This is a genomic window from Vibrio sp. Vb0667 (assembly GCF_033391095.1).
Genome location: NZ_JAWPOL010000004.1, coordinates 72,439 through 91,327, shown reverse-complemented (window position 1 = coordinate 91,327; position 18,889 = coordinate 72,439). Strand labels below are relative to the sequence as shown.

Annotated in this window: 15 protein-coding genes; 13 read left to right on the top strand and 2 right to left on the bottom strand. The window is 45.3% G+C overall.

From position 1 onward, the window contains the following. Positions 1-4 precede the first annotated feature (4 nt). The 11 genes from R8269_RS07125 to R8269_RS07075 all read left to right on the top strand — a co-directional run bounded on the left by R8269_RS07125 (position 5) and on the right by R8269_RS07075 (position 12,302). The gene (locus R8269_RS07125; RefSeq protein WP_025768661.1) at positions 5-961 is read left to right on the top strand and encodes a LacI family DNA-binding transcriptional regulator; all 957 of its coding nucleotides are present in this window, start codon (positions 5-7) and stop codon (positions 959-961) included. Between the two features lie 267 nt (positions 962-1,228). After that, entirely contained in the window at positions 1,229-2,224 is a 996-nt protein-coding gene (locus tag R8269_RS07120) for a TRAP transporter substrate-binding protein (protein ID WP_318222491.1), read from the top strand. A gap of 58 nt (positions 2,225-2,282) precedes the next feature. Next, positions 2,283-2,846, top strand: a complete 564-nt coding sequence (locus R8269_RS07115) for a TRAP transporter small permease (RefSeq protein ID WP_132936238.1) — start codon at positions 2,283-2,285, stop codon at positions 2,844-2,846. After that, complete coding sequence (locus tag R8269_RS07110) at positions 2,843-4,123, top strand: TRAP transporter large permease (protein WP_005383432.1); 1,281 nt, start codon at positions 2,843-2,845, stop codon at positions 4,121-4,123. Before R8269_RS07115 ends, R8269_RS07110 begins: the two co-directional genes overlap by 4 nt. 514 nt (positions 4,124-4,637) lie before the next feature. After that, complete coding sequence (locus R8269_RS07105) at positions 4,638-5,612, top strand: ester cyclase (protein WP_017820104.1); 975 nt, start codon at positions 4,638-4,640, stop codon at positions 5,610-5,612. Positions 5,613-5,661: 49 nt separating this feature from the next. Beyond that, on the top strand, positions 5,662-6,657 hold the full coding sequence (locus R8269_RS07100) for an ester cyclase (RefSeq protein WP_017634491.1): 996 nt from the start codon (positions 5,662-5,664) through the stop codon (positions 6,655-6,657). Then, the gene (locus tag R8269_RS07095; RefSeq protein WP_005374733.1) at positions 6,650-8,383 is read left to right on the top strand and encodes a sodium:solute symporter family transporter; all 1,734 of its coding nucleotides are present in this window, start codon (positions 6,650-6,652) and stop codon (positions 8,381-8,383) included. The genes R8269_RS07100 and R8269_RS07095 overlap by 8 nt, the downstream gene beginning before the upstream one ends. 217 nt (positions 8,384-8,600) lie before the next feature. Further along, complete coding sequence (locus R8269_RS07090) at positions 8,601-9,608, top strand: LacI family DNA-binding transcriptional regulator (RefSeq protein ID WP_017820101.1); 1,008 nt, start codon at positions 8,601-8,603, stop codon at positions 9,606-9,608. A gap of 146 nt (positions 9,609-9,754) precedes the next feature. Then, positions 9,755-10,399 (top strand): recombinase family protein, encoded by a 645-nt coding sequence (locus R8269_RS07085; protein WP_132936235.1) that lies wholly within the window; start codon positions 9,755-9,757, stop codon positions 10,397-10,399. After that, positions 10,396-11,580 (top strand): multidrug effflux MFS transporter, encoded by a 1,185-nt coding sequence (locus R8269_RS07080; protein WP_054576560.1) that lies wholly within the window; start codon positions 10,396-10,398, stop codon positions 11,578-11,580. The genes R8269_RS07085 and R8269_RS07080 overlap by 4 nt, the downstream gene beginning before the upstream one ends. A gap of 77 nt (positions 11,581-11,657) precedes the next feature. Continuing rightward, positions 11,658-12,302: an START domain-containing protein gene (locus R8269_RS07075; protein WP_132936234.1), complete on the top strand. Its 645-nt coding sequence runs from the start codon at positions 11,658-11,660 to the stop codon at positions 12,300-12,302. A gap of 81 nt (positions 12,303-12,383) precedes the next feature. Here R8269_RS07075 and R8269_RS07070 read toward each other — a convergent pair whose 3' ends face one another. Then, positions 12,384-14,138, bottom strand: coding sequence for a hypothetical protein (locus tag R8269_RS07070; protein WP_206169853.1), 1,755 nt, complete (start codon positions 14,136-14,138; stop codon positions 12,384-12,386). A gap of 427 nt (positions 14,139-14,565) precedes the next feature. On the opposite strand from R8269_RS07070, the gene R8269_RS07065 reads away from it, so the two are divergent. Both R8269_RS07065 and R8269_RS07060 read left to right on the top strand, forming a co-directional pair. Further along, positions 14,566-15,519, top strand: a complete 954-nt coding sequence (locus R8269_RS07065) for a M23 family metallopeptidase (RefSeq protein ID WP_005374721.1) — start codon at positions 14,566-14,568, stop codon at positions 15,517-15,519. Further along, complete coding sequence (locus R8269_RS07060; RefSeq protein ID WP_080659230.1) at positions 15,423-15,875, top strand: bactofilin family protein; 453 nt, start codon at positions 15,423-15,425, stop codon at positions 15,873-15,875. Before R8269_RS07065 ends, R8269_RS07060 begins: the two co-directional genes overlap by 97 nt. 88 nt (positions 15,876-15,963) lie before the next feature. On the opposite strand, the gene R8269_RS07055 is transcribed toward R8269_RS07060, so the two are convergent. Further along, complete coding sequence (locus tag R8269_RS07055) at positions 15,964-18,714, bottom strand: M16 family metallopeptidase (protein WP_318222490.1); 2,751 nt, start codon at positions 18,712-18,714, stop codon at positions 15,964-15,966. Between the last annotated feature and the right edge of the window lie 175 nt (positions 18,715-18,889).

Genomic DNA, 18,889 nt, shown 5'->3' with positions numbered 1-18,889 from the left:
GAAGATGCTCGGCGTCTCTCAATCGACGGTATCTAGAGCATTCAGCCCGACTGCGAGTATTAGCGAGAAGAAACGCAAAATGGTGATGGATGCCGCAGCTAAGCTCGGATACACACCGAATGCCATCGCCCGAGGTCTGATTTCGAATCGTTCAGGCTTAGTGGCGATTGCGTTAGATAGCGAATCAAACCCAATGTACGACATGCAATCTCGTGCTTTGGCTGTCGAAATTCAAAAGCGAGGCGGACAAGTTGTGCTTTGCCCTATCGACAAGGACGACCTCGATCTCGCCATTTCACGCGCCATTGAATACCAAGTGGACGGACTCGTTATCGCCACCAGCCGTTTAACCTCACGCGCGTTTGCCCAATGCGAAAAGTTTGGCGTTCATTTAAGCTTGATCAACCGCTACGCCGAAGGCATTAATGCCAATAGCTCTGGTATTGATAACCGATTGGCGGGCCAACAAGCAGCCGAGTATTTAACGCAGAAAGGCGCAAAACAGTGTGCTTACATCAGTGGCGATGCTGGCTCCATGACCAGTGAAGAGCGTTGGCTGGGTTTCTCTTCAAAATTGCAAGAACTCGGCTCCCCGTCACCAACCTTTATCCAAGCCAAGTACAGCTTTGAAGCAGGCTTAGAAGCGGCGAAAGCGATCTTGTCGCACACTAGCAAACCCGATGCAATTTTTTGTGCAAACGACATCCTCGCCATGGGTGTGATGGATGGCTTGCGACAAGCCGGAGCAAAGATCCCCCAAGACTTCTCTGTGATGGGTGTAGATAACATTCCGATGTCTGCATGGCCGAGCTATGATTTGACCACCATTGCTCAACCAGTCGACAAAATTGTTAAACGAGCGGTTGAAGACTTGATGAATCGAATCAACGGCAACCTGGATGCAACTGGCGAATACCTTTTCGAGCAAGGCACCTTGATCGAACGTAGTAGCACCATTTAATAAATCCATTTTTATTCATTCTTCATAAACAAAATGTCTTGCTTTCAAGTAAGGCATTTTCTGTGATCGCGATTAAATTTTCACCAATCGTTATTTAATTCCTCATCAATTCATCAATTTTGTTATTGACTTGTTACTTTAATGTTTTATTTTGGATTCGTATGCAAAATGGATATGAATTGCTCAACTAATTTATAAAAACATAAAAAGTTGTGTGACTTGCCGACGAATGCCCATGGCAGGTCATACCAGAAACAAGGAAGAACGATGAAGAAAGCAATCCTTACTTCACTTACCGCACTGGGGCTTGCATTTAGCAGCATGAATACGTTTGCAAACAGTGTTATTCGTCTTGCTCATGACAGTCAAGAAACCTCTCCCGTACACAAAGCAATGCTCTATTTCGAACAAGAAGTGGAAGCTCGCTCAAACGGTGAGATAGAAGTTGAAATCTATCCGGCAAGACAACTAGGCGATGTGCGTGAGACGACTGAACTCGTACAGCAAGGCAACTTACAAATGACGTTTGGTGCGTCAGTTTTACTCTCTCCCTACGTCCCAGAGTTTAACGTGCTCGACGTGTTCTACCTTTTTGATAGCGAAGAGCAAGCACACAAAGCGCTCGACAGTGAGAAGATCGGACAACCATTGTTGAATGCTATGGAATCAAAAGGCTTTCATGGACTTGGCTTTATGGAGGTCGGCTTTCGTAGCGTGACCAACAACAAACAGCCAATTGATAGTATTGAGGACCTGAAAGGGCTAAAGATTCGCTCGGCATCTAACCCCACTCAAATAAGCGCGTGGAAATCTATTGGTACTGCGCCAACACCTCTGTCTTGGGGAGAAATTTTTACCTCGCTCCAACAAGGTCTGATTAACGCTCAAGAAAGCGGCATCTATTCAATTTATGCCGAACGCTTTTATGAAGCGCAGAAATACCTCTCTTTGACTAACCACATTTACACTAACTACGTGCTGTTCATGAACAAATCGTTTTGGGATTCACTGCCGGCCGCACAACAAGCGCTGATCAGTGAAGTAAGCAAAGAAACCATCGTAAAACAGCGTGAGCTCGCCGCTAAGCAAAACCAAGAAGTAATCAAAGAGCTCGAAGCAAAAGGCATGACGGTTAACATCGTCCCAGACGAGGTACGCAGCATCATGAAAGAGAAAATGAATGCGGCCGTGTACCAGGACTTGCGCAGTAAAACGGGTAAAGACTTGTTTGACAACGTGATGGCCGAGATAGAACGCCTATAACTCCCACTCTTTTGCACGATCTGGCAACAGGTCGTGCTTTCTCGTTTTGGAGGTGAACATGAAGTGGTTTCGCTTACTAGGCAAATACCTAGAACCAACCCTTATCGTTATCGCGATCTCAACGATGACAACTTTACTGTGCTTGCAAATCGCCCTACGCCTGTTCGATGCAACGATCGCGTGGGCTGAAGAGCTGGCTCGTTATTTATTCGTATGGGCGATGTACCTGAGCATCAGCTACTGTATCCGAGATGATCGACACATCCGCATTCGTGTGTTCATAGATAAACTTCCGGGCAATTGGACGCAATTCAGTTTGATTGTCTCTGATCTTATCTACCTTGCCTTTAGTGCCACTGTCGCCTGGTTTGGATTTAAGGTTATAAACCGCAGCCTGCAACTCGGTCAGATTGCACCCGCAATGGAAATTCCTATTGCGTGTTTGTATACCTCTGTTTTAGTTTGCGCACTATTAAGCTGCGCGCGCCTAGTGACAAGCATTTATCAACGTGTGAACGCGTGCTCCACCAGCAATGAACGAGTTCGCTTTTCTCGCCAACGCTATCGCCATATCAAAGCAAAGTATCGTACTTCTAACCGACTATTGGAGTTTAACGCATGACGTCTGCACTTTTGTTTGGCAGCTTTGGTCTGCTTCTGCTCATTGGCGTTCCGGTCGGTATTGCTCTGGCGGCAGCCAGTATGGTCGCGATACTCAGTCTGCCATTTCTTAACATCGAGTTTTTAGTCCAAGGGATGGTAACAGGGCTCGACTCTTTCCCTCTCCTCGCCGTCGTTCTTTTTACCTTGGCAGGTAACCTTATGAGCCAAGGAGGGATCTCAAAACGATTATTGCATGTGGCGGAGGTCTTCTTTGGCCACTTTACTGGCGGGCTTGGCATCGTGGCCATTGTGGCGTGTATGTTCTTCGCTTCCATCTCTGGTACAGGGTCTGCCACTGTTGCCGCTATCGGCCTGACGATGATTCCCTCGATGGTGAAGAAAGGCTACGACCGCAGCTTTGCAGGTGCTTTAATCGCGTCCTCCGGCGGAATTGGCGTCATTATTCCACCCTCTGTGGTGATGATCGTCTACGCGATCACAGCTGAAGTCTCGGTCACCAAGATGTTCATGGCGGGAATCATTCCTGGCTTGGTCGTCGGTATGGTATTGATCGGCTATTGTCTAATTGTGTCAAAAATGCGGGGCTACACAGGTAACGAGCGCAAAGCGACCTGGGCAGAGCGTCTTGATGCGTTAAAAGAAGCCAGTTGGGCAATGCTACTACCCGTGATCATTCTCGGCGGTATCTATTCTGGTATCTTCACACCTACCGAATCAGCCGCCATTGGTGTGCTCTATGGCTTATTCTTTGGCATGTTTGTTTATAAAGAGCTCAAACCAGCGCAAGTGGTGAAAATCATTCTAGAGTCGTCACTGTTAGTTGGCGCTGTGCTCGTCATTGTGGGTGCGTCCGTGACGTTTGGCCGCATATTGACCCTAGAACGTCTGCCGACTGAAATTGCTCAGTTCATTCTATCGATTACCGAAAACAAACTTCTGATACTGCTTTGCATCAATGTCCTGTTGTTGCTCGTCGGTACCTTTATGGAAACGCTGGCAGCGATTGTTATTCTCACACCAATTCTGTTACCCATTACGTCAGCACTCGGCATGGATCCCGTTCATTTTGGTATCGTGATGATCGTGAACTTGGCCATTGGCTTTGTTACGCCTCCTCTGGGAGCCAACCTGTTTATGGCAAGTCAGGTAGGCAAAGTACCGATAGAGTCGCTCTCTAAAGCCATCATGGGTTGGATTGGAGCAATGATAGTGGCCTTGATGTTGATTACCTTCATCCCTGCCATCTCGCTATCATTACCTGCGCTTTTATCCTGATCGTTGCACTCATAGAGCGCTTATGACTGTTATAGCCACTAGATAAATACCTTTCTAGTGGCTTATTCGTTATCTACTTCCGATTTAATAAAAAAGCCTTTAAGCATTCGTATGCAAAAGGAGAATTTGAAAGATATAAGGATAATTGACACCAAAATAGCTGAATATTAGCGATAAAGTCTATTTGGGTGCCTTGATCTGCATGATTATCAGTTTTGGCTTAATCATTTGTTTCCATTCAAACAGATCAAAATAAATTAAGCGATTAAAAAACAATAAGATATTAGGAAATTCATACAAAAAACTTTGACCTCCTTTCTTATTAACACGTCTCGATAAGAGATAGCTTCCATCTCTCCTGTACTTTTTTTAGTTTATTTTCCGCTCAATTGTTAAAAATCTGATCATCAGCACGCTATTTAAACAATCGAAAAACAATCCGTTGACAAAATGGCAACATGATATATTTTGAATACGTAATCAAAACATAATTATTCAATTACGGAGGTGATTTATGGCCATGGTTGGCTTCGATGAAAAGTGGCGTGATTTTCCCGACTACATTCTTGGTATCACAAAAGAGATTTGGGAAGACCGAGGTTTAAACACCTTAGAACACTACTACTCTCCCGACATTGTTGTGCGTACTCCACTCTCTATCGTTCAAGGAAACGAAGGGGTGATCAGTGCAACAATGGCGACACTGGCCGAGTTTCCCGATCGCACGCTATATGGCGAAGACGTCATTTGGTCAGGCACCCCGGAACAAGGCATGCTTTCTTCTCATCGAATCATCTCTACTGCAACACACAGTGGCAACGGCTTCTATGGGCAAGCTTCGAACCGCAAGCTTCGTTTCCGTATTATCGCAGATTGCCATGCTATCAATAACCAAATCAATGACGAATGGTTGGTTCGCGATCAAGCCGATATCGCGAAACAACTGGGCATGACGTCAGAAGAGTTTGCACGCCAACAAATCGAATTTGAAGGTGGCGTGGAATCAAGCCCATTTCCGTTCACTCCTGAAGTCGACATTCCTGGACCTTATTTGGGCGTAGGCAACGACAACGAATATGGTCAGCGCTACGAAGCAATTCTCAGAAGCCTTATGAATGCCGAGTTCTCAATAGTACCGAAAGAGTACGACCGCGCTTGCATCGGCGAATACACTGGCGGTCAAACTGCCCTATCACACTCGGAAGTCGATCATTTTTGGATGGCACTTCGTGCGTCTTTCCCAAATGCTCAATTTACCGTTCACCATCGTATTGGCCGAGATGACGACATGATGTCACCACGCGCGGCAATTCGATGGTCTTTGCACGGTAAGCATGAGGGATATGGGATGTTTGGTAAGCCTTCAGGAAAAGAGGTTTACATCATGGGGATCAGCCACGCTGAGTTTGGCCCTTGGGGTCTTCGTCGCGAATTCACTTTGTTTGACGAGACCGCAATCTGGAAGCAAATCCTGCTTCAGCAAGGCTAACGGCTGACTAAACACTATTTATTAAAATCACAGACAGTAAGGAAGCAACATGTCACTCAACATCATCGAACAGTTCTACCAGAACTACTTCAAAGCCGCAGACATCGAGCAAAAACAGGCCGCTCTGCAAACTTTGAACCCTGACGTAAAATGGTGCGTGGCGCACCCTGTGAACGATCTTAATGGCCCAGATGCAACCCACGAATCTTTCCTCTCACCACTTGTTAATGCTTTGCCTGACGCCGAGCGCCGACCAATAATTGTTATGCACGGCGAATACGAAGGCCGCACTTGGTACAACTCTACCGGCTACTTTATCGGTACATTTGAACAACCACTGTTTGGCATCCCAGCAACAGGGAAAACACTCTACTTGCGTTACACCGAAATGGTGTGTGTGGAGAACGACCAAATCACCGAATCTTACATGATCCCAGACTTCATCGACGCGATGAATCAAGCAGGCTGCAACCCTCTTCGTAAAAGCTTAGGTCACGATGGCTTGGTTCCTTCTCCTGCAACTTCTAACGGTATTCAACAATCTGTTGTGTCTTTGGAAGAAAGTGAAAAGAGCGCCCAGCTGGTTGAAGATATGCTGTCTTGCTTGGGTCGTTTTGATGGCAAAGATCTTTTCTCGATGGATTTAGAAAACTACTGGCACAATGACTTCATGTGGTACGGCCCTGCTGGTATTGGTACTACGCGCGGTATCAAAGGTTTCCGTAACCACCATCAAGCGCCATTTGTGTTTGCGTTCCCAGATCGAAGTGTCGATATTGAGGTCAATTTTTTGGCCAAAAATGACTACGTATCCACAGGTGGTTGGCCACATATGCATGGTACTCACACTGGTCACAGTGGCTGGCTCGGTCTTGCCCCAACCGGAAAACACATCGAACTTCGCGTTATGGACATTTGGCGACGCGAAGGCGATTTACTGAAGGAAAACTGGGTGGCGATCGACATCGTTCATATCCTGCTGCAACTTGGCTATGACGTGTTTGCACAAATGAAAGAACAGTTAGAAGGACCTAATTATGCATGAGTTTGGCGCACTTAACTGGAGCATCCTTGGGGGATATATCGCCCTAACGCTAGTACTGGGTGCGGTGATTGGTAAGCGAGTCACTTCAGCTAGCCAATTCGCTTTGGGTGATAAGAGCATCCCTTGGTGGGCGATCGGTATTTCTGTCGTTTGTACTTACGTGAGTGCCATGTCTTTCCTTGGCGGGCCAGCTTGGTCTTACAAAGAAGGCCTGTCGGTTATCGCGATTCACCTCAATTATCCGCTGGTGATCTTCTTCATCGTGGCTGTGTTTATGCCGTTTTTCTACAACAACGGTTTAACCTCCATCTACGAGTATCAAGAACGACGCTTCGGTAAGGCTTCACGACTGACTTTGTCGTTTATCTTCCTTATCAAACAAGCATTGAGCTCGGCAGCCGTACTCTACGCGACAGCAATGATTTTAGAGTTCATTACTGGTATCGACGTGATGTACTGCATCATGATCGTCACTGCAATTGCCCTTATCTACACCGTAATGGGCGGTATCGCGGCTGTCATTTGGACCGATGTGATTCAAGCAGTAATCTTATTTATTGGCGCATTCATCATCATTGAAGCCGTTTGGAATGGCATGCCTGCTCCAATGACGGAGGTCATGGCAGAACTCAAAGCGAAAGGAATGACCGATGCCCTACAAACAAGTTTTGACCTAAGCCAAGTAACGACTGTATGGGCCGGCGTTATCGCAATGACGATGTTCCACACCACCGTGTATGGCGGTAACCAGATGATGGTACAACGTTGTATGGCCGCGAAAAACATGGGCGATGCGAAAAAGGCAATGTTGATGATGGGCTACGTGGCCTTCTTTATTTACTTTGTCTTTATCTTGCTTGGCGTCCTGTTCAACGCTTATTACGACGGTAAAGAGTTTGAAAACGGCAACACCATCATTCTTCATTATGCGAGTGAATATGGAATGCCAGGCTTGATGGGCATCATTGCCGCTGCGATTCTGGCGGCAAGTATGTCGAGTCTCGATTCCGCATTTAACTCAATGGCGACCGTTTCTGTGGCTGACTTTTACAAACGCTTCTACAAGCAAAACGAGTCGGAAGAGCATTACTTAAAGGTATCGCGTTTCTTCACGGTGGCGTGGGCGATTTTGGTCATCATTCCAGCGATCATGTTTGCCACCAGCACAGGCTCGGTACTGGAAGTGCTGAGTAAGGCAGGCTCTTACTTTGTCGGTGCGAGCTTCTGTATGTTCGTCCTTGGTTTCTACTCAAAACACATTACGGAAAAAGGCTTGTTAATTGGCGTTGCTGCTAGCTTCTTGGTGATCTGGTATGTAGCCGTTGCGACCGATATTGCGTGGCCTTGGTATTGCGTGATTGGCGTCCTTGTGAATGCCGTTGTCGCTTACATTGCTAGCCTTCTCCTGACGGGTAAACAAGATGAAATGCATCTTTACACAGTGAAAGGCCAGCAAGCGGAATATGCTCGTCTAAATAAACCAATCAAGGAAGATGGTTGGTATGTCGTTCCCGGCAAAATCGATGCTCCATGTTATGGCTTACTAGTGATGTTTGTATTCTCGATCGTGATGCTTTGGGGGATCAACGCGTTTACCGACAACGCTCCTATGCTGATTAACTTTATGCGTGGCTGCTCTATTCTTGTCGCTACCGCTTGCATCGGATACATGGGGTATTCACTCCTCTCCCCGAAACGTAAAGTTGCAGTCAAACAAGCAAATTAATGTTCTTTACGTAGATACTGTACGTCCAACAAACGGACAGTATCTACGCTCTAGATCTAGTGCTAGCTCAAAGCAAATCGAATGGGTTAACCCACATTTTGCTTTTTAACACTCCAAAGCCATTATTCTACTTAGGATACCCCGTCAGAACATTTATGAATACGTACCTATTTATGCTAGTCTTATGACCTCAATTACTGGCAACTAAGTTTTATTCATGAAATCAATTAAACACGTAGTCACATCAAAAGATGTGGCAAAGATGGCAGGCGTCTCTCAATCTACTGTATCGCGCGTGTTTGTTCCGGGTAGCTCAGTATCCGAAAAGACCAAGCAAAAAGTCTTTGAAGCGGCTAAAGCCCTTAACTACCGCCCTAACGCCTTTGCACGTAGCCTGACCACAAACGAATCGAAATTGATAGGTTTGGTGTTTCCTGATGCGGATTACCCTATCCATATGAAAACACTGCAGTTAATTTCCAGTGAGTTACAGAAAAAAGGTTATTCTGCCGTATTGATTCCATGGCAAGTGGATGAAGAAGAGGGCCACTCAATCCCAAATATCTTCCAGTATCGCGTCGATGGTGTCATTGCTGCTTCCGCAACCTTCAATAAGTCCCTTTATGAAGAATGTGAAGAGTTTAATATCCCAATTGTTCAATACGCACGAGTTGTTGAAGGTACTAGGAGTAGCTACGTTATCAGTGACAACTACGAAGCAGGCCAACAAGCCGCGCAACTTCTGCACAAAAGTGGCGTGAAGAACGCGGTTTATTTGACGGGAGAAGTGCCAACCTTTACGAATGACGAACGCCAAAGCGGCTTCTGCTCTGAATTTGAAGACCTAACCGGCAAGACGCCACGCATCATTGAAGCCAGCTATGACTACGCGAGCTCACTTGATAAAGTCCGTGCCATACTGGCAGACAAAAATCGGCCTGAAGCAGTGTTCTGTGCAACCGATAACCTTGCGATGGCGGTCATGGATATCGCCCGTATAGAATGCGGGTTGAGGATTCCTCAGGACTTACAAGTCATTGGTTTTGATAATATTCCTCAGACAGAATGGTTAAGCTATCAATTAACCACGTTCCGCCAGGATTTCCGTCGCCTCGCTCGCGAGTGCGTGAAGATCATTGTTGATCAAATTAATACGAAAAACGGCAGCCTAGTAAAAATGATGGTGCCAGTGAAGTTAATCGAGCGCCAGACAACAAAAGCTTAAATAGCTATAGCCAGCCATTCGGTTGGCTTTTTTATTTGCCTCTGAATCCCAAACGGCTCATTTAGTGTTGTAAGCATTAATGAACCCATGTATATTTATGAGCTATTACACTATATGAACCAAAAGAAAAGAGGCTCATAATCCTTATGACCACGTATCTTTACACTCGCTATTCGCCAAAAAATCGAGCTTACCAAGAGCACCTTAATACTCTAAAAGCTTTTGCGCCCGAAGCTCAGCACTTTGAGGATAAGGTTCGTGGTTGCATGCCTCCAACCGAGAGAGAGGCATTCTTACGACTGCTCGATTCCGTCAGAACTGGGGATACGATTGTGCTCTGGTGGCTGACCGCATTTGGTCGCGACTTTAGTCAAGCATTGAACACAATAAAAATGCTACTCGATAAAGGGGTAACATTGAAAACCGTATGTGAATCACTAACTTTTGAGCCAGGTTCTGTTCAAACTCAAACACTACTCACAGTGTTATCTGGATATGGGAAAGTGCAGACTGAACATCGCCTGTTTGCCGCAGAGCAAGGGCGACAGGCCATTAAAGAGCAGCCAGAATTATGGAAACAGAAGTTTCGCGGCCGCCCCGCAAACAAAACCAAACACCAACAGATCGCAACGTTGCTGCTAGAAGGCTACACATTGCAAAACGTAGCAGAGCAATGCGAAGTCAGTCTATCGACTGTGAAGCGGGTCAAAGCAAAGCTAAATGAAGTGGATGACGAAGGCGGCTTAAGATCACGACGCCAAAAAGGTTGTTTGAATGGAGACCAGTCATGAGTCGCCCAATCAACTCTCATACTATACTACTCGCCTGTCTTATTATTAGCGTTGGCCAGTTGAGCATGGGGCTAGTCATGCCCTCTTTGCCATGGATAGCAAAAGACTTTTCCATCTCCCTCGACCAAGCTCAACTACTTGTGAGTATTTATTTGCTCGGCTTTGGCCCCTCTCAATTTATCTACGGGCCAGTGTCAGATGCTTTAGGACGAAAAAGAGTATTACTTACCGGTTTACTCATCGCGATGTCTGGTCTGCTGATGATTATTTTCTTCAGTGACACATTTACAGGGATGGTGATGGGGCGCTTTTTACAAGGGTTAGGTACAGGATGCTGCGCGGTACTCGCGAGGGCGTCGACTCGAGATAGATTTAGCGGGGATGAACTCCCAGTGGCAATGTCTTACATCGCCATGGCGGCTTCAATCACGCCACTTATTGCACCTGTGATTGGCGGCTTTATCAACTTCCACTTCGGTTGGAGTATGGTGTTTATTTCTCTATTGGGCTATGTCTCGCTGGCCTGGGTAATCATCGCCTTTAAGTTCACAGAAACCATCACAAAACGTTCTGTCATTCCGTCACCCCGAAAAATGTTACTCCAATACAAGAGCTTACTTACGTCTCGTTACTTTATGAGTTTCGCCAGTATCAGTTGGTTAAACTTCAGCTTAATGATTACGACAGTCTCTGTGATGCCATTTATCATGCAAGATCAAATTGGCATGACCTCCGCTCAATACGCGATATGGGCGCTCATTCCCGCTTTGGGTATGTTATGTGGTACCACGATTTGTAACCGAGTAAGGCCAATTATTGGCAATAAAAAAATGCTGCTTTGCACCCCATTTCTTCACCTCGCTGCCGCAATATGGTTATTTTTCTGCCCTGTTGAGCCTCTATTTCTGATGCTAGGACAGCTATTAATGATCTTGGGTAATGGTATTGCCCTACCTTGTGCACAAGCGATGGTAATGCAACCTTATAAAAAGCAAGCAGGTGCCGCAGCGGCAATGTCTGGTGGTGGACAAATGGTCGTCTCCTCATTGGTCAGCTTAACTCTGGTGCAGCTTGGATTGAGTCAAGCATGGCATCTAGCGATCGTTATCGTAATATTTGCATCGCTTACCTTCACCAACATTCAACGTGGCTTTAGTGCAGAGCAACCTTCAGAACAATAACAACAAACATACTATTGTCCTTATAGCTACAACAAATCGTATAAATTTAAATTTAGGAAAAGTTGGCGGATACTAACATGATGTTGCATTTAAGAATGGGCGCCGTAACACTCGCCACATTGATATCCGCTGGTACTGATGCGAGCGCCAACGAGAACTGGCAGTTCGAGAGTGACAAGAATGGAATCACAATTTACTCCCGAGAACATAGTGACGGTTTAGTTGAGATCCGTGCCCGGATGTTCACACCCACCAGCTATGGTGCATTTTTAACGCTACTGGAAGACAGTGACAACATCCCGAACTGGATTGACAATGCCAGTCATAGCCGGGTTTTAAATCAGATATCGGCCACCGAGAACATCGTTTACACCCAGTTTAAAGCACCATGGCCTGCCAAAAATCGGGATATGGTCACCTACTCAAAGTACTGGGTCGATGAGCTGGGATTCACGATAGAAATCAAAAGCGCACCTGACTCATATCTTGCTGAACAAAATGGTTATGTTCGAATTCGCTCGGTTGATGCGACTTGGGAGTTACAAAAACTCACAAACGATACAACACTCGTGGAATACAAGGCGTTTGCTGACCCCGGAGGTCTATTGCCAAACTGGCTGATCAACAAACTCTCAAAAGAAAGTGCATGGGCGACATTTAGTAATTTAAGAAAAGAGTTACCTGAATATCAACAATACTCTCATCCTCAAATAGATGAGTAAGCGTCGCTCTTCCCACTCGCTTTTTAATGCGGTACATAATAACAAAAGGCGGCGCAATGCCGCCTTTTTCTACTCAATGTGTTACTGTTGTGCAACCGTTACAGGTTTAGTTGCACCACGGTAATCAAACTCAAAACCAATACCTTGGTCTGTCACGTCCATCGTCATACCACCAACAAGCTCGCCTTGTAAGCTTTTGACAACATCATCCGGAACCGGCTCCCCAGTGATTGACGACGCACTCTCTAACACTTCCAAAATACGCTCTGAATCAAAATCAAAGCTGAACAAGCCATTTGGAGAAAGTGATTGCGCCATCACTTCTTTGCTTGCTTCCGCAGCACTATCACCACTGTAAAGGGTGAAATGGTTTTCGTTTAGACGAGCAAACACGTCCACCTTCACGCCAGTATGCATTTCTAATAGCTCACTGACATTAACAGGTTGGTTATCCGGTTGAATTTGCAATTGAGCAAGTTCAGGAACGAACATTTGCGCAGTTTGAATAAGCATCATTGGATCATTGGCAGAAAGAGACAACATACCATCTAGCTGGCTAAATACTTCACCATGCTGAGCATTAGTATCTACTTTGATATCAAACATTTGCAGGCTTAACCCTTTGAGGCCGTTAACCATGCCTGACCCCATGCTTACAGCGGCAGCTGGATTCTGGCCGCCCATCTCTTGCTGCATTTGCGTCAATAAAGAGCATTGGTATTGAGGCTGAGTCAAGTCAGCCCAAATCTGACCAATCGATGGCGCTAGCGTATTAATGTCTAAACCAAGCGCCATACTAAAGAAACTCTTATCACTTTTAGACTCTGCCAATACACCACGAATCGACTTGAGCGCATCTAGAATCACTTTATTGTTGGACTCAACAACAAAAGAACCTTTAATGAACGCCTGATCGCCTTTCATCTTGTATTCTGCAAACGCGACGGACTGAGGCCAGTTTTCTGCAACTTGAGTAAGCTCAGTATGGCAGGCTGGTGAACGCATTTCCTCAATAGTTGGTTCAGGATCTATTGCATCCAACGTGCTGATTTGACGAGCAAACATATTGCCATCTTTCGTCGTCAAACCTTTAATCACTTCGCGATGATCAAAGTAACCAAAAGAGTTGTTGTTTTCACCGTATTTGGCTTGCAACGCCTCAAGGCGTCCACTGTCAGCAATATTTTGACTTGGTGCTTCAAGCCCTAATGCCATTTTAATCGGGTTTTGAACGCCCAGGTGCGGAACATCAACCGTTAACGTAAGCACGTTATCAACCACGGCTACAACCAAGCCAATACCGTCCTGCGGGTCAATTGAATCAGTCATCTCGTAACGACGATACTCGACTTCACCAAGCTTAACCAACTCATGCTTAGCGCCGCTCATCTGCTCTTCATGATCCAGTGTTTTCCATAACGCGGCAGGGTCTTCAATATCCACTTTGTACACCGGTACCATACCAATTGTGTACAACACAGGATTAATGTTTTCCCCGGTGCCCAAATAAGCTTTTAATGTTTCTGGCGACGCAGCACTCTCTAGGTACCCATCGAATAAGTTAACTGCAAACTGCTGTTGTGGAGACAGTGGTTCATCGGCAAAAAGTTCTGCAATCGAGCCTTGATTCGCCGTACCGAATGCGTTCATGTATTTATAATGGTTAAAAGGTTCTGTCTGATACGTCACCATAAGTGAATCTGCAGGAACTTGCGTTAACAGTGAGCCTGCATCACTCGCGGTAGTATTGTTTTGGTACAGGTAGCCAGCGCCCCCTGCTGCTGCGACCACTGCTGTAGCCAATAGTAGTTTTTTCACGACCAACTCCGTTGTCATAGTTATGTGTTCCTAAACGAAATGTAACGCTTAGGTTTAAAGCCAATGAATAGTGCTTTATATCAACCGATATCATAAACAAGTTATCGATGTAATGAATGTCGGTTTGATAAATTATCCAACATTTATAAGGCAAACCGTGAAGTAAGTTGAATTGCGTGCGGATGCTATTGGCAATATTCACAATCCAATTTCTCGGATAACCGCCTTAAAAATCATAATATTCAGTTAAATGAAGCGATTTGGAGTAATTACGACCAAAATCAGCAGAATATTAAATCTTTATTGAGTCTTTTATCTAATATCTGAAAACGCCTCACGACCTGACACTTCTTTCCAATTTGCCTCTGGCGGTCCCTACTCGTTTTCTTTACATTCCTACTAACTCAGTGACGAGACGTATACCAAATACGAGCAATAGAAGACGATGAAAGACCAGTTGACGATCTCTATATCAACTATCAATGGCTCAAGACATTGGTACTTCAGTAAAAGGATGCAACGCAACATAAAAACGTTTTTCGTTTTTTTTGTTGTTGCTCTGGCCGCGACCGTAATCTTAATTCATCACTTGTACACTCGCGTTGATAATGCAGCGTTAAAACAAGCTGAATTGACAGAGCATTCACGCACCATGGGTGAAGAACTCAGCACACTGAAAACACTTAAATCAGAGCTAGAAAATGACCTTTCAGAACGTGAAGAACGGGTACAACTTGTTTCGGAACGTTTGGGTGAATTAGAGAAAGTGCTTGGGGTTGGAGAACATACCTCGACAAATAACTTGGATGCTAGGCTCGATGCAGCGGCGATAACCTCAAACGTTCGCATGGTGTTATTAAACCAAATACCAAGTGGCTCTCCAGTCGGCAACGTACGGCTATCTTCCGGATTTGGTAAGCGTATCCATCCGGTGACAAAAGTTGCCAAGATGCATCGTGGGCTCGATTTTGCCGTAAATATCGGCACCAAAATTTATGCCCCTGCCGATGGGGTAGTGGAAGTCACCCGCCGCAGTAATAAAGGCTCTGGTAACTTCCTCAGGCTGCAACATTCTTTCGGTTTTTCGAGTTCTTATTCGCACTTGAAAGCGTTCAAAGTAAAAAGTGGTCAGTTCGTCAAAAAAGGGCAGCTGATTGCAATTTCCGGCAACAGTGGGCTCTCTTCTGGCCCTCACCTGCATTACGAGGTGCGATTTGTTGGGCGAGCACTGAATCCGAAACCATTTGTCGATTGGAGCCTTAATGATTTCGAAGACATTTTTACTAAGGAGCGAAGAATACGATGGGAATCTTTAATCAAAACAGTGGAACAACGAGTAGCTCAGCAGCTTCAACTCTCATCGCCAAAGGCTGTTCTCTTAGCGGAGAACTCAAAGTAGAAAACGATGTCCAGATTGATGGCATCGTCGATGGTCAAATTAACGTGGAAGGCACTCTCGTTGTCGCAGAAAGCGGGCGAGTAAACGGTGAAATTTACGCTAAACAGCTGATCATTAACGGCATGATGGACGGAAACTGTCACGCAGAACACATTCAAGTACTTGCCAAGGGACGCGTAAGCGGTAGGATCTGGAGCAATAACCTCAGCATTGAACCTGGTGGCAAATTCTTTGGTGAAGCAGCCGAATTACCTGAAAAGGAAGTGGTAACGTTAAAGGGTAAGGCTCAAGACAGTGCGAACACAAAAGAAAACAACACCAACAATGAAAAGCGACTTGCGCGTAAATCAGCATAAAACGCTCTGATTAAAGTGCTTAAAAAAGACGGCTTTCACGCCGTCTTTTTTATTACTATTGCCACGATTTTCGTCAGAAACTACGTGATTATTCGGCCGGATTTAAAACCATCACCGAGCGTTTTGCTTGTGGACCAAAAGCTGATTTTGCATGCGCTTTCACTTCATTTAACGTCACACTTTTAGCCACTTTCTCAACGTCAAGTAACACATCGACGCCGTAATCATGCACCAAATAACGAGTATATGCCCATGATCTCTGTGCTGGGTTGTCATCCAATCCTTGCATCGCGACTGCCAATTGTTTCGCGGCCGTATCCACTTCTTTTTGGGTAATATTTGACGCTAAATCATCAAACACTTTGCCCAGTTTACTCTCTAAAAGTGCCACGTCTTCGGGCTCGACTTGAGACTCCAAGAGCCAATCAGAGATGGGTTCGCGATCTTGTGTCATGGTGTAAATGCTCGGGCTGTAATCAAGGCTAGACTCTTCTCGCACAATATCCAAAACACGTGCATTACTAATACGTTGCAAAATATCTTCGATAACCGTGTCTCTTGCCGTACGTTGGTAATCGCTCGTATTAGTCAAACGCATTACATACAACGATGAAGGTTCATGCCCATCCGCAACCACAGTTCGCTCCGGCACTTCCGGGTTAAACGCAACGTGATAATCAATCGAACGACTCGGTTTCATTTCGATAGAGGCCACATACTTACGCAAAAGTTGTGTAATTTCTTCCGGCTCTACGTTTGCAACAATAACCATCTTAAAGCCATCATTGGTTTTGAAAAGTTGCTCATGCACCGCTAGTATCTGCTCGGAAGTCACTTGTTCAACATCATCACTGGACACTATACGATGACGACTCCCCGGCAAATAAGAATTGCCGTTTGCTTTTTGAATCAGTTTTCCCATCGGTGATTCAAAAAAAGCGCCGCTCTGCTGTTTAAACTCTTGCTTCGCTGCCGCCATCTGGCGCTCGTCGACTTTAATCTCCGTCGCTAGGTTGTATAGTCCATTCAAAGCATCAGTTAGGTGCGTATTTGGCGCCGTAATTTGCGCTCCGTGACTGGTCGCATCAAGCATCGCGCCAAGCGCAATGTTGTTTTTGCGTAAGTAGCTATCTAGCTCTGAACCAGAAAATGCCCCTAACCCACTGCGTATTGCCGTTGTTGCTGCGATTTCATAAGCGGCATACAACGTCGGAGCAACAGCGGCTTTACCACCTTGACTCGCATAATAAATATACGCTCGACCACCCGCTTTAGTATCTTTTTGGAACCACACTTCGACACCGTTTGATAGCGTATAGACTTGAAAACCATCCGCTTCCTGACGCATGCTCGTGATGCTGCCTTCCTGGGTAGGCTTTAAGAATCCATCCACTTTGTCATACATCTCTAACGGTTTTTCGCCAGTTTGAAGATAGGCACTGTTTAGAGCGGCAAATACACCATTGAACTGTTCTGACGTTTCGCTTTTCCCCAAACCAATAAAAAAGCTTGGCTGCTGAGATAACAAAGCCGTCAATTGTGTGTTAATGCTCTCTAAATTCTCGTTGTTGATGAATTCTGCCAAACTCTGGGCATAATTCTCTTTTGATTGGCTGACACTGTCTTGTCCAATTTGAAAAACACGTGCTTCTGCGTAACTGTTTGGCTTACGCTGACTCCAATCTGAATCAATATTTGCAAGTTCACCTTGCCAATTTGACATAACGCTATCTAACTCGGATTGAGTCGCACCATAATCTCTTAACGACGCCAAGGTACGAATGAAAGTCTGGTGCATTTGTTCGCGGCGATCTGGTGCAAACGAAATCCCTGCCGACATCATACGCTGATAGTTAGAGTAATAGGGCTCTGCATAAGCGTATTGAAAAGGTTCAGCGGCATCACTGAGTACACGGATCAAACGCTGTTGAATGAGTTGTGTTGCGACTTCATCACGCCACACTTCATGTTGTTGCTCAATCGTCGCGCTGCCACTTAGACCACGCTCAATCACTAAATGAAGACTTGGTGATTCCATCGTGTTACTTGGCAAGATTCTGTTTTCGTTGTTCACTCGAATATCACGGCGCTTCTCTATTACCGTATCCGAGGTACTTTCCCAGTTCGAGAACTTGCTTTTGATAATCTTGGACAGTGAATCTACGTCGATATTACCAGTCACAATCAACTCGGCATTTTGTGGCTGGTACCACTTGTCGTAAAACGCCTTTAACTTACTCGAGGAAGCGTTTTGAATCGCTTCGCGAGTACCAATTGGGTCATGTTCACCATACATAGTGCCTTCAATCGAGGCTTGGTAAGCATGCATAGAAAAGGACTTATCATCTGGATTAGCACGTCGCCATTCCCCAAGAATCACCCCTTTTTCTTTCTCTACTTGCTCAGGAGCAAACTCAAGTCCGTTACCGATATCTCTCATCCACTTCAGGGCATCTTCTAGCTTCGTATTATTCGCAAGGTCAAGTTGGTAAGACGTTTGCTGATAACTGGTAAAAGCGTTGATATCAGCGCCAAAGCTACCACCAGATTGCTCGAAAAGTTTGACAACGTCGTTACCGGTAAAATGCTCACTACCATTAAACGCCATATGCTCAACAAAGTGAGCGTAACCCTTTTGAGAAGATGTTTCTTGGAATGAGCCGATATTCATCACCAAACGGACCGAAACTTCTTGGTCTTCTGTTGGATAAAGATGGTATTTCATACCGTTCGATAACTGGTCCACGTGCCAGTTGGCGTCAGGTTGAATCGGCGTCGACTGTTGTATCAGAGCACACCCTGACACTAATAACGCGGGGACTAACAATATACTGCGCATAACGATTGCCCATAACAATGATTAAGCTAATCAATATATATCCGGTGCTATAACCTTCACATTTTTAATGGATTATCAGACACACAAATGTGATAAAGATCACCATTTATTGAAATCAATTCTCATTTACAAAAATCGACAAATCCTTACTTTACAAATACATAAATAATATCGT

What these genes read in the sequence shown, in the direction of transcription:
- R8269_RS07125 (WP_025768661.1), top strand. Translation starts at nt 5, where the DNA reads ATGCTCGGCGTCTCTCAATCGACGGTATCTAGAGCATTCAGCCCGACT.
- R8269_RS07120 (WP_318222491.1), top strand. Translation starts at nt 1,229, where the DNA reads ATGAAGAAAGCAATCCTTACTTCACTTACCGCACTGGGGCTTGCATTT.
- R8269_RS07115 (WP_132936238.1), top strand. Translation starts at nt 2,283, where the DNA reads ATGAAGTGGTTTCGCTTACTAGGCAAATACCTAGAACCAACCCTTATC.
- R8269_RS07110 (WP_005383432.1), top strand. Translation starts at nt 2,843, where the DNA reads ATGACGTCTGCACTTTTGTTTGGCAGCTTTGGTCTGCTTCTGCTCATT.
- R8269_RS07105 (WP_017820104.1), top strand. Translation starts at nt 4,638, where the DNA reads ATGGCCATGGTTGGCTTCGATGAAAAGTGGCGTGATTTTCCCGACTAC.
- R8269_RS07100 (WP_017634491.1), top strand. Translation starts at nt 5,662, where the DNA reads ATGTCACTCAACATCATCGAACAGTTCTACCAGAACTACTTCAAAGCC.
- R8269_RS07095 (WP_005374733.1), top strand. Translation starts at nt 6,650, where the DNA reads ATGCATGAGTTTGGCGCACTTAACTGGAGCATCCTTGGGGGATATATC.
- R8269_RS07090 (WP_017820101.1), top strand. Translation starts at nt 8,601, where the DNA reads ATGAAATCAATTAAACACGTAGTCACATCAAAAGATGTGGCAAAGATG.
- R8269_RS07085 (WP_132936235.1), top strand. Translation starts at nt 9,755, where the DNA reads ATGACCACGTATCTTTACACTCGCTATTCGCCAAAAAATCGAGCTTAC.
- R8269_RS07080 (WP_054576560.1), top strand. Translation starts at nt 10,396, where the DNA reads ATGAGTCGCCCAATCAACTCTCATACTATACTACTCGCCTGTCTTATT.
- R8269_RS07075 (WP_132936234.1), top strand. Translation starts at nt 11,658, where the DNA reads ATGATGTTGCATTTAAGAATGGGCGCCGTAACACTCGCCACATTGATA.
- R8269_RS07070 (WP_206169853.1), bottom strand. Translation starts at nt 14,138, where the DNA reads ATGACAACGGAGTTGGTCGTGAAAAAACTACTATTGGCTACAGCAGTG.
- R8269_RS07065 (WP_005374721.1), top strand. Translation starts at nt 14,566, where the DNA reads ATGAAAGACCAGTTGACGATCTCTATATCAACTATCAATGGCTCAAGA.
- R8269_RS07060 (WP_080659230.1), top strand. Translation starts at nt 15,423, where the DNA reads ATGGGAATCTTTAATCAAAACAGTGGAACAACGAGTAGCTCAGCAGCT.
- R8269_RS07055 (WP_318222490.1), bottom strand. Translation starts at nt 18,714, where the DNA reads ATGCGCAGTATATTGTTAGTCCCCGCGTTATTAGTGTCAGGGTGTGCT.